This is a genomic window from Segatella hominis, assembly GCF_004535825.1.
Lineage (GTDB): Bacteria > Bacteroidota > Bacteroidia > Bacteroidales > Bacteroidaceae > Prevotella > Prevotella hominis.
On sequence record NZ_SGVY01000018.1, the window covers coordinates 60,934 to 70,555 of the forward strand.

Consider the following 9,622-nt stretch of genomic DNA (forward strand, 5'->3'; position numbering starts at 1 on the left):
GCCTCTGAAATTGTCATTAAAAGATACAGAAGTTGATTAGTTTTTGAGAATGAGACAAGCCCAGTTGTTATCGCTTTTTCTTTCGATTTCCGACAATCCCAATTCCTTTGCTTTCTCCAGCAACACAGGAATGTCTTCCACGTAGAAACCGCTGAGAATCAAATAAGACCCATCATTCATTACACTTCTGAAAACATTCATGTCTTCCAAGAGAATGTTTCTGTTGATATTGGCAAGTACCACATCAAACATACCACTGATATGATTGATGACTGATGCATTGCCGAAATATACGCTTATATTATTCACGCCGTTAAGCTGGGCATTATGCTTGGAATTTTCAACGCTCCATTCATCTATATCATAACCGACCACATCGCCTGCTCCCAACTTAGAGGCCACAATCCCTAAGATTCCAGTACCGCAACCACAATCAAGAACACGCTTCTTGTACAGATTCATGTTCATGAGCGAAGAAACAATCATGCGTGTCGTTTCGTGGTTACCTGTACCGAAGGCGAGTTTAGCTTCGATTCCAATCTCAATATGGTCTGGAGATGTAGTAGGGTGGAGATCCGGATGTTTGGCGTCATAGATGAGAATCTGGTCATCAATACAAATCGGTTCAAATCCCTGATCTTCCCATTCTTGATTCCAGTCTTTATCTTCAGCTTCTTTTATCTCGTAAGAGATTTCTGTTCCTTCAATAGGAAATTCTTTAATATTCTGATCAAGTATTTCCTTATCAAACAATTCTTTCTGCACATACGCCTCCATGCCTTCTTCAGTTTCTTCAAACGATTCAAATCCGGCTTCAGCTGCACTGTCAGCCAACAGATCCTTGCAAACTTGCATCAAATCCTCGCTGGCTTTAATCTTAAATTTTGCTACTAAATATTTCATATCAATTCTTCAATTCTTATTTAAATCTAAAAAACTACTGCAAAATTATAAAAAATAGGGAAAAACCTATCATTATTTAGGGTTTTTCTTTAATTTTGCATGAGAATAAGCAATATTTTTGCATGTAATAAATTATATTGGTATAGAAAGTTGGTTAGAGAATAAATAAAAGGAGTCATATAATGAAAAAATTTGTTCTTCTTGCAGTCCTTGTAGCAGCGATGCCATTGACAACGATGGCTCAGGACGATGACCTCTATTTCAATCCGAAACAGGAGGCCAAGAAAGAAGCTGCACTCCGTGAACAGAGAGCGAAGGCTTATGCCAGAGTTCGTGCCGTTCGTGATAGTCTTTATGCTATTTATTGGTCGGGCAGTCCACGTTCCGTTGACGAATACAATCGTAATGGTAGAATATTGAGTCATTATCAAGGTATCACTACAGATTCCTTGGGTAATGACATTATTTCATTCCGTCTTGAGAAAGGTGTCAAACCAGACTCTATTTACGACGATGAGGCTTTCGCTCAGAAATTCATCAATCAGGATGAGGATTTCGAATACACACGAGATTTAAGCCGTTGGGATGGTTATTATAATCCATGGTTCTATGATTATTATGGAGTAGGACCTTATTACTGGCGTAGTGGCTACTGGGGCTGGAGAAATCCTTGGCGCTATGGTTATTACGCAGGTTGGTACGACCCTTGGTTTGACCCATTCTACGATCCTTGGTATTACGGATATGCTGGCTGGTATGGAGGTTGGTATTCTCCTTGGTATGGATGGGGCGGATATTACAATCCTTGGTACTGGGGTGGTCCGATGATAGGACATGTTCACTATAGCGGAAATCCAAAGGGGTATGCTGGCAACCGCAGTTGGAATGGTCCGGGTAATAATTCTGGCCGCTATAATGGCAGAAGGGATGATAACTCGTATGGCAATCGTAACTTCGGCAATCGTTCCAACCGTGATTACAACAATAGTTTCGGCAATTCCAACCGCTCTAACAATGGTAATTCCAACTTCAGTGGCTTTGGCAACAGAAGTGGTAACTTTGGAGGAGGTAGTTTCGGTGGAAGTCATTCTGGTGGCAGCTTCGGTGGCGGTAGCTTTGGAGGAGGCTCACGTTCCGGCGGAGGCGGCAGCTTTGGTGGCAGAAGATAAAAAATGTAATATAAGTAATTTATTTAAAGTTTGGAAATCATGATGAAGAATTCTAAATATTTCTTGTTAGCTGCGCTGGGACTCATGGCAGCCCCAGCCTTGGCTCAGGAAACTTACCAGGATACTAAACTTGCAGAGAACAGTCTGAATGGTACTGCGCGTTATGTAGGTATGGGTGGCGCCATGGAAGCCCTCGGTGCAGATATTTCTACCATCGGATCTAACCCTGCTGGTATCGGTTTGTTCAGAAAGAATCAGGTTAGTCTTTCTGCCGGTGTTATGGCGCAGACTGACGCAGAGAACTATACAAAGTTCAATAATACGACTATTGATTTTGATGGAAGCAAATCACATGTAAGCCTTGATCAGGTAGGTATAGTCTGGTCGCCTACACGCGGCAGAAAAAGCTACATCAATTTGGCATTTAACTATCACAAGAGTGCTGATTTCAATCAGATTCTGAATGCAGCCAACAATCTGAATGGGGCTTCTCAAAGCAAGTTGACTGCTATTAAATATGCTGCTTTTCATGGTCAGACAGGCGGAGATATGGTATGGACTGGTGTTGATGCTAATTATGAAAAGATGATGAGATATGATGAAATGGGAAATATGTATTATTATAATGGCAATGAGTTTCTCTATGGTCAGACTCAGAAAGGATACATAGGACAATATGATTTCAACATCAGCGGTTCCATCAACAATCGTGTTTGGCTTGGTCTTACCATTGGTTTGCACGATGTCAACTATAAGAGCAATTCCATGTACTCTGAAAACCTGAAATCTGATAATCCTGGCGGAGCGATTTCCGACCACTATGAGAGTCTCAAGATTGATGGAACTGGTTTTGATGTAAAGGCCGGTGTCATCTTCCGCCCTGTGAATGATTCTCCTTTCCGCATCGGTGCCTACTTGAATTCGCCAGTATATTACGACCTGACCATGAGTGGTGCTTCCAGACTGGAAATGGTGGATGTAAAGAGATATGATGATACTGCTTTTTCTAACAATACCTGCAGTTATGATTATCGTCTGAATACTGCATGGAAAGCAGGTGTCAGTCTCGGACATACTGTGGGCAACTATCTTGCATTGGGTGCAACTTATGAATACGCCTGGTATGACCATATGGACAACCGCATCAAGGATGGTGGATATTATGATTCCTGGTATGGTGATTATTATGAGACCAGCAGTAGTGATGATGCCATGAACGATAACACTCGTTTTTCACTGAGTGGAGTTAGTACCGTGAAATTAGGTTTGGAGTACAAGCCTATGCCATTGGTTGCCATCCGTCTCGGATATAATTATGTATCTCCGATGTTTAAGGAAGAAGGTTACCGTGATCAGAGCATCGCTTCTCCTGGAACAGCTTATGCAACTTCCAGCGACTTTACCAACTGGAAGGCTACCAATCGCATTACAGCCGGTGTAGGTTTCAACTATCAGGGTTGGGCTTTCGATGTGGCTTATCAGTATAGTGCCCAGAAGGGAGATTTCTATCCATTCATGAGTTACTATGATAATCATGACAGTGAGAACGATTGTATAGCTCCTGCAACAAAAGTTGAGAACAATCGTCATCAGTTGCTTATGACTTTGTCTTACAAGTTCTAAATGTTGCTTTCTTGAAATAAGACATAAAAACGACAGGAAACAGACAACAACTGTTAAAATTTTGTTTTTTCGCAATTTTCAAGAAAAAAAGGCGAGAATAATTTGGTGGTTACAAATAAAAGTACTACCTTTGCAATTGAAAACAGATTGTTTATACAAGAAAATATTAGTTTTTTTAGTGGTTAATTTAGTTTTAGTAAGTATGTGAATAGGATTTGTTGAGAAACAGGTCCTATTTTTTTTATTTTCTGATGAAGTATTGATTTATTTCTGATGAAGTAAAAGTTATTTCTGATAGGGTAATATATTTCTGACTAAGTAATATGTTATTTCTGAAGGAGATGATCATTTCAAACAAAAGAATAGAATTTCAAACAAGAATACGATTATGGGCAAAGTTTTCATATATACTATCGCAGGATTGATGGCTGTTCTATTGCTGTTTATGTTAAGTTTAGCATTAGGTAGCGTTTCAATTCCGATTCAAGACATCATAGCCATCCTACTCGGAAAAGGAGAGGGGGTGGCAAATCCTTCATATAGTTATATTGTTTTGGAATCCCGTCTTCCTCAGGCTTTTACGGCACTTTTAGCCGGAGCTGCATTGTCGGTTTCTGGATTACTGCTTCAAACGACCTTCCGCAATCCCCTTGCCGGACCTGACGTATTCGGCATTAGCAGTGGTGCAAGTCTGGCAGTAGCTATCGTGATGTTCATACTTGGAGGAAATATTTCCTTAGGTTCTTATACAACCAATGGTTACTTGGCAATTCTTGTCAGTGCTTTTGTGGGAGCGATGATTATCATCTGCATGATCTCTCTGCTTTCTACGATGGTCAAAAGTCACGTAGTACTTCTCATTATCGGTATTATGATAGGGTATTTGGCAAGCAGCGCTATCTCTCTTCTCAATTTCTATGCTACGGCAGAGGGAGTAAAGTCTTATATGATTTGGGGATTGGGTAGTTTCGGAAATGTTACGATGGGAAACGTTCCGCTTCTGGCTGGTATTGTTCTGATAGGAAGTTTCTTTGCCTTGATGATGAGCAAACCCCTCAATGCGCTATTATTAGGCGAACAGTATGCAGCAAGCTTGGGGTTTGAAATATCAAAAATCCGACTGACACTTTTATTAATAACAGGTGTATTGACTGCCGTTGTTACAGCTTTTTGCGGACCTATAGCTTTCATCGGACTGGTAACTCCACATCTGGCTCGGATGCTTTTATCTACAGACAATCACCGACTACTCATTCCTTTTACGATGATGGCAGGCTGTCTGATGGCTCAAATCTGTAATCTCCTGTGTTCACTGCCTTGCTGGAATGGTACTTTGCCGCTCAATGCCGTAACTCCGCTCTTTGGAGCCCCGATTGTCATTTATATATTATTAAAGGTAAAAAGGTAAAAAATGAGATGAGAAATTCAAAAATAGAGTGAAAAGATAAACTATCTCTTCACTCCCTTAACAGCTTCACTTTCCAACGGATTCTCAGGCCAGAAATGCTTGGGATAGCGGCGCTTCAATTCCTTTCGTACTTCAAAATATGTGTCCTTCCAGAAACTGCCTAAATCCTGAGTCAATTGCACCGGCTTGAAACCAGGCGACAGAAGTTCCATCAGTACAGGTTGTTTTCCGTCATTCACGCAAGGTGTTTCCTTCATTCCAAAGCACTCCTGCAAGCGTACGCACAATACAGGAATTTCAGTACCCTGTCGGTAATCGAGTTTGATTCTGCTACCAGAAGGAACTTGGATATGGGTAGGAGCCAGCCGATCGATTTCCTGTTGAAGATCATAAGGAATGCTATTCCACAAAACTTCTTTCAAATTAATTTTCTTCAGTTCACTATTAGTGGAAATCACATGATTTCCTTCTTCCAGATAGAACGGAAGCCAGTCTTGCGCATGTTCCATCAGATAAGGAGTACTCAGATTCGGAATCTCCAGTTCAGGATGCCATTCTGTCACTTGAGCCACACGCCTCTGCAGCATCTGCACCTGTTCATTCCAGTCGAACATGCTAAGTCCATCTTTTCTGATAGCTTCACATATAATGTTGATAATCAGACTTTTATCAATATCATGAATCGGTTTGCTGTCAACAATGATTCTACCAATTCTTTTTTCCCTTTGCATGACAACACGTCCCTGTTTACTGTCCCAAGAAACATGATCATGCTCCGTGGCGAGTTCCTGTAAATCCTTTTCGCAGACAGGTGCTGCTAAGAAAACCTTTCCTGCATTTCCATTAGCATGCATCGAAGCCACTGCAAGCCATTGGTAACCAATTAGGGAATCAGTGCTTTCTATTCTGACTCTATTACCATTCGCCAAACGATAGTTGCCAATATGATCCATGGCGAGGGCGATGCGTTCCGGATAAGCTAAAGCCACCAGACGGCCGACAACATCAGCAGAAGGATCCTCATTCTCCACTTTAACCTTGCACATACGATGCAGTTCTGCCGAATTCTGTGCGATTTTTGCCCATCTGCCCAAACTCTGTTTTCTGCGTGCATTCCGCAAAAGGGAAATGCGAAGAGTAATATCCTTATCCTCCTGATCAGAAAGCGGATCTTTTTCTTCCAAGAGAGCAGCCACATCACATGCAAGACTCTTCTCCTGCTGTGTTTTCGCTCCCGAAATCATTTTAGCAATACGAGGATGGCAAGGGAGTTTGACCATTACTTTGCCCAAAGGAGTCAGGCTGAAAGAAGTTTCTTCCTCCTTGCTATTAGAAACATTCTTTGGCTGGGAATTATGCAGAACAATCGCTCCAAGCATTACCAATAAATCCTTTGCACTCAATAAGTTACCAGTCGGAGGTGGAGTAAGCCAAGGCAAGGCTGCAACATTTGTTTCGCCGAATGCTGCGACTTCAAGCAACATGGATGACAAGTCAGCTTCCAGAATTTCCGGCTTACGTTGTTCCTCCATCTGATGTTCCGTCGCCATTGTCCAGAGTCGATAGCAGGTTCCTTCTGTCACTCGTCCTGCACGTCCCGCTCTCTGTACAGCCATGTCCTTGCTGATTCTTACCGTATCAAGATGACTCAATCCGGTTTTTGCATCATAGTTCAAACGACGGCAATAGCCCGCATCTATCACAATTTTCACACCCTCGATAGTAATAGAAGTTTCAGCAATAGGAGTAGCGAGCACTATCTTCCTTTCTCCATCCCGGGAAGGAGCGATGGCCTGTTTTTGAGCTTCTTGAGATAAGTTGCCGTAAAGAGGATAAACCTTCGCATCGAGTGAAGATTTCTCGAGCAATTCTGCGCATTTTATAATCTCTCCCTGTCCAGGCAGAAATACAAGCATGTCTCCTACCTGCTCCCTATAGGCTTTCAGGATCGTGGCAGCAGTAACCTGCACAATCTCATGAAGTTGCGGAGTTTCCTTTGCATAAATGATTTCTACTGGAAACATTTTTCCCTGACTCTCTATCATGGGAGCCTGAAGGGAATGGCAGATAGAGTCCACATCAATGGTAGCCGACATGATGGCGATTTTCAGGTCGTCTCTGATAATCTGTTGGGTTTGATGGGTGAGGGCAAAAGCAAGATCAGCCGTAAGACTTCTTTCATGAAATTCATCAAAGACAACAAGATTCACCCCGTCGAGTGTAGCATCTTCTATCAGCATTCTGGTAAGAATTCCTTCCGTCACGACTTCAATGCGTGTATCTTTAGAAACCTTGGTTTCAAAGCGAATACGATAGCCCACAGTTTTTCCTATCGGTTCACCGAGCAAGTAAGCCATGCGCTCAGCGATTTGTCTGGCTGCAATTCTCCTGGGTTCGAGAATGATTATTTTCCCCTCGCTTCCCAATGCTTGAAGCATGGTAAGCGGGAGAATGGTTGATTTACCAGAACCGGGTGCAGCCGTAATCACAATGGAATTGTGCTCTGACAAAGTTTGGTTTACTGCATCAGCGATTTGAAAAACCGGAAGATTACCGGAACGTTTGGCTATATTTTCAATCGACATTACTTGTTGTTTTTTTAAGTAATCTACTATGGTGTTTGCTCTGACTTTTCATGAAAGCCATGATGATGTTATGATTTCTTTTCCAGTTCCTGCAGATTTTCCATTTTCTTGGTTTCGAGGAACTCGTAGATGCCGCACAAATGTTCGCGGACGCGACCATGACCGAATTCATAGACCTTACTCACCAGTCCATCGAGGAAATCGCGGTCGTGACTTACTACAATGAGGGTTCCGTCGAAATCCAGAAGAGCTTGCTTGAGCACGTCCTTGGTCTTGAGGTCGAGATGATTGGTAGGCTCATCCAGAATCAGCAGGTTTACCGGCTCCAAGAGGAGTTTGAGAATGGCAAGGCGAGTACGCTCACCACCGGAGAGGACTTTCACCTTCTTGGTAGAGTCTTCGCCACCAAACATGAAAGCCCCGAGCAAATCGCGTATTTTGTTGCGGATTTCTCCTTTCGCCACATCGTCGATAGTCTGGAATACGGTGAGTTCACCATCAAGCAGAGAGGCTTGATTCTGAGCGAAATAACCTATCTGTACATTATGCCCCAATTCGAGTTTTCCCTCATTCTGCAACTGCCCCATGATACATTTCACAAGCGTGGATTTCCCCTCGCCATTACGACCTACGAAAGCTATCTTGTCGCCACGCTCTACAGTAAGATTCACGCCACTGAATATCTTCTTATCATCAAAAGACATTGATACGTCGCTCATCTGTACAGGATAGGCACCGCTGCGAGGACTTGGCGGGAACTTGAGGCGAAGGCGACTGGTGTCTTCTTCATCCACCTCAATAAGTTCAAGTTTCTCCAGCATCTTTACGCGGCTTTGCACCTGAAATGTTTTGGAATAAGTACCTTTGAAGCGCTCAATGAAATCCTTGGTTTCGGCTATCATCTTCTGCTGCTCCTCATATTTCTTCATCTGCTGTTCGCGACGCTCCTTGCGCAGTTCCAGATACTGGCTATAGGTAGCCTTGTAGTCGTAGATGCGCCCCATAGTAACCTCTATGGTGCGGGTAGTAATGTCATCTACAAACTTGCGGTCGTGGCTGATGACAACCACGGCTTTAGAACTGTTGATGATGAAATCCTCAAGCCAACCGATAGATTCGATGTCGAGATGATTGGTAGGCTCATCCAGCAGCAAGACATCAGGAGATTTCAGCAGTAATTTTGCCAATTCGATACGCATGCGCCAACCACCAGAGAATTCGCTGGTAGGACGATCGAAATCAGAACGTTCAAAGCCCAGACCGAGAAGAGTTTTCTCAACATCTTCTTCGAAATGAGTCATGTCGATGGCATAGAATTTTTCTGAGAGCGAAGAAACCTTTTCGATGAGCTGCATGTAGTCATCGCTATCATAGTCTGTGCGGGTGGCAAGTTCATTGTTGATACGGTCGATTTCCGCCTGCATCTCGTGCAGATGAGCGAACGCCTGACAGGTTTCATCGAACACGGTTCGATCGTCTTCGGTCATCAGATGCTGCGGAAGATAGGCAATGACGCAATCTTTTGGAGCGGAAACTGTACCTCTTGTAGCCGTTCTCACACCGGCAATGATTTTAAGCAAGGTACTCTTGCCTGCGCCATTTTTACCCATCAGGGCTATACGGTCCTTCTCATTGATCTGGAAGGAAATGTCTTTAAATAAGGTGGTGCCGCCAAACTCGACGGTCAGTCCATCAACTGTAATCATATTTTTTTCTTCTGTCTATATTACTGAGCCCACTTTAAAAAGGGGGCATATTTTGAATCCAGCATGACCAGTGTGGTCATTCTGAGTGAAACATAGCAATCGGCTCCGCTGGTGAATATCTTTCGAGAAATTGCCATGAAAGAGCCGAAAGCTTCTCTGATAGGCCCGAAAAGGGCAAATATCGATCTTTGAAATGTTGAAATCTGGAATATTACCATCCTTCGGAGG

At 42.9% G+C, this 9,622-nt stretch carries 6 protein-coding genes and 1 pseudogene; 3 read left to right on the forward strand and 4 right to left on the reverse strand.

From position 1 onward, the window contains the following. Positions 1–36: 36 nt before the first annotated feature. Positions 37–903 carry a 50S ribosomal protein L11 methyltransferase gene (prmA, locus tag EXN75_RS08520; protein WP_134843464.1) on the reverse strand — a complete coding sequence of 289 codons (867 nt, stop codon included), beginning with the start codon at positions 901–903 and terminating at the stop codon, positions 37–39. A gap of 182 nt (positions 904–1,085) precedes the next feature. Here prmA and EXN75_RS08525 point away from each other — a divergent pair, with 182 nt between their 5' ends. From EXN75_RS08525 to EXN75_RS08535, 3 genes are all read left to right on the forward strand, one after another. Next, positions 1,086–2,072: a hypothetical protein gene (locus EXN75_RS08525; RefSeq protein WP_134843465.1), complete on the forward strand. Its 987-nt coding sequence runs from the start codon at positions 1,086–1,088 to the stop codon at positions 2,070–2,072. Positions 2,073–2,114: 42 nt separating this feature from the next. Beyond that, positions 2,115–3,695 carry an OmpP1/FadL family transporter gene (locus EXN75_RS08530; protein WP_134843472.1) on the forward strand — a complete coding sequence of 527 codons (1,581 nt, stop codon included), beginning with the start codon at positions 2,115–2,117 and terminating at the stop codon, positions 3,693–3,695. A 388-nt stretch (positions 3,696–4,083) separates the two neighbouring features. Continuing rightward, complete coding sequence (locus EXN75_RS08535) at positions 4,084–5,103, forward strand: FecCD family ABC transporter permease (RefSeq protein ID WP_134843466.1); 1,020 nt, start codon at positions 4,084–4,086, stop codon at positions 5,101–5,103. Positions 5,104–5,144: 41 nt separating this feature from the next. Here EXN75_RS08535 and hrpB read toward each other — a convergent pair whose 3' ends face one another. The 3 genes and pseudogenes from hrpB to EXN75_RS18025 form a co-directional block, all read right to left on the reverse strand. Then, positions 5,145–7,688 carry an ATP-dependent helicase HrpB gene (gene hrpB / locus EXN75_RS08540; protein ID WP_134843467.1) on the reverse strand — a complete coding sequence of 848 codons (2,544 nt, stop codon included), beginning with the start codon at positions 7,686–7,688 and terminating at the stop codon, positions 5,145–5,147. Between the two features lie 68 nt (positions 7,689–7,756). After that, complete coding sequence (locus tag EXN75_RS08545; RefSeq protein WP_134843468.1) at positions 7,757–9,394, reverse strand: ABC-F family ATP-binding cassette domain-containing protein; 1,638 nt, start codon at positions 9,392–9,394, stop codon at positions 7,757–7,759. Between the two features lie 20 nt (positions 9,395–9,414). Beyond that, positions 9,415–9,622 (reverse strand): annotated as a pseudogene (locus EXN75_RS18025) (transposase); the annotation flags it as partial.

Coding starts and splice junctions, on each gene's coding strand:
- prmA (WP_134843464.1), bottom strand. CDS start 903: ATGAAATATTTAGTAGCAAAATTTAAGATTAAAGCCAGCGAGGATTTG.
- EXN75_RS08525 (WP_134843465.1), top strand. CDS start 1,086: ATGAAAAAATTTGTTCTTCTTGCAGTCCTTGTAGCAGCGATGCCATTG.
- EXN75_RS08530 (WP_134843472.1), top strand. CDS start 2,115: ATGAAGAATTCTAAATATTTCTTGTTAGCTGCGCTGGGACTCATGGCA.
- EXN75_RS08535 (WP_134843466.1), top strand. CDS start 4,084: ATGGGCAAAGTTTTCATATATACTATCGCAGGATTGATGGCTGTTCTA.
- hrpB (WP_134843467.1), bottom strand. CDS start 7,688: ATGTCGATTGAAAATATAGCCAAACGTTCCGGTAATCTTCCGGTTTTT.
- EXN75_RS08545 (WP_134843468.1), bottom strand. CDS start 9,394: ATGATTACAGTTGATGGACTGACCGTCGAGTTTGGCGGCACCACCTTA.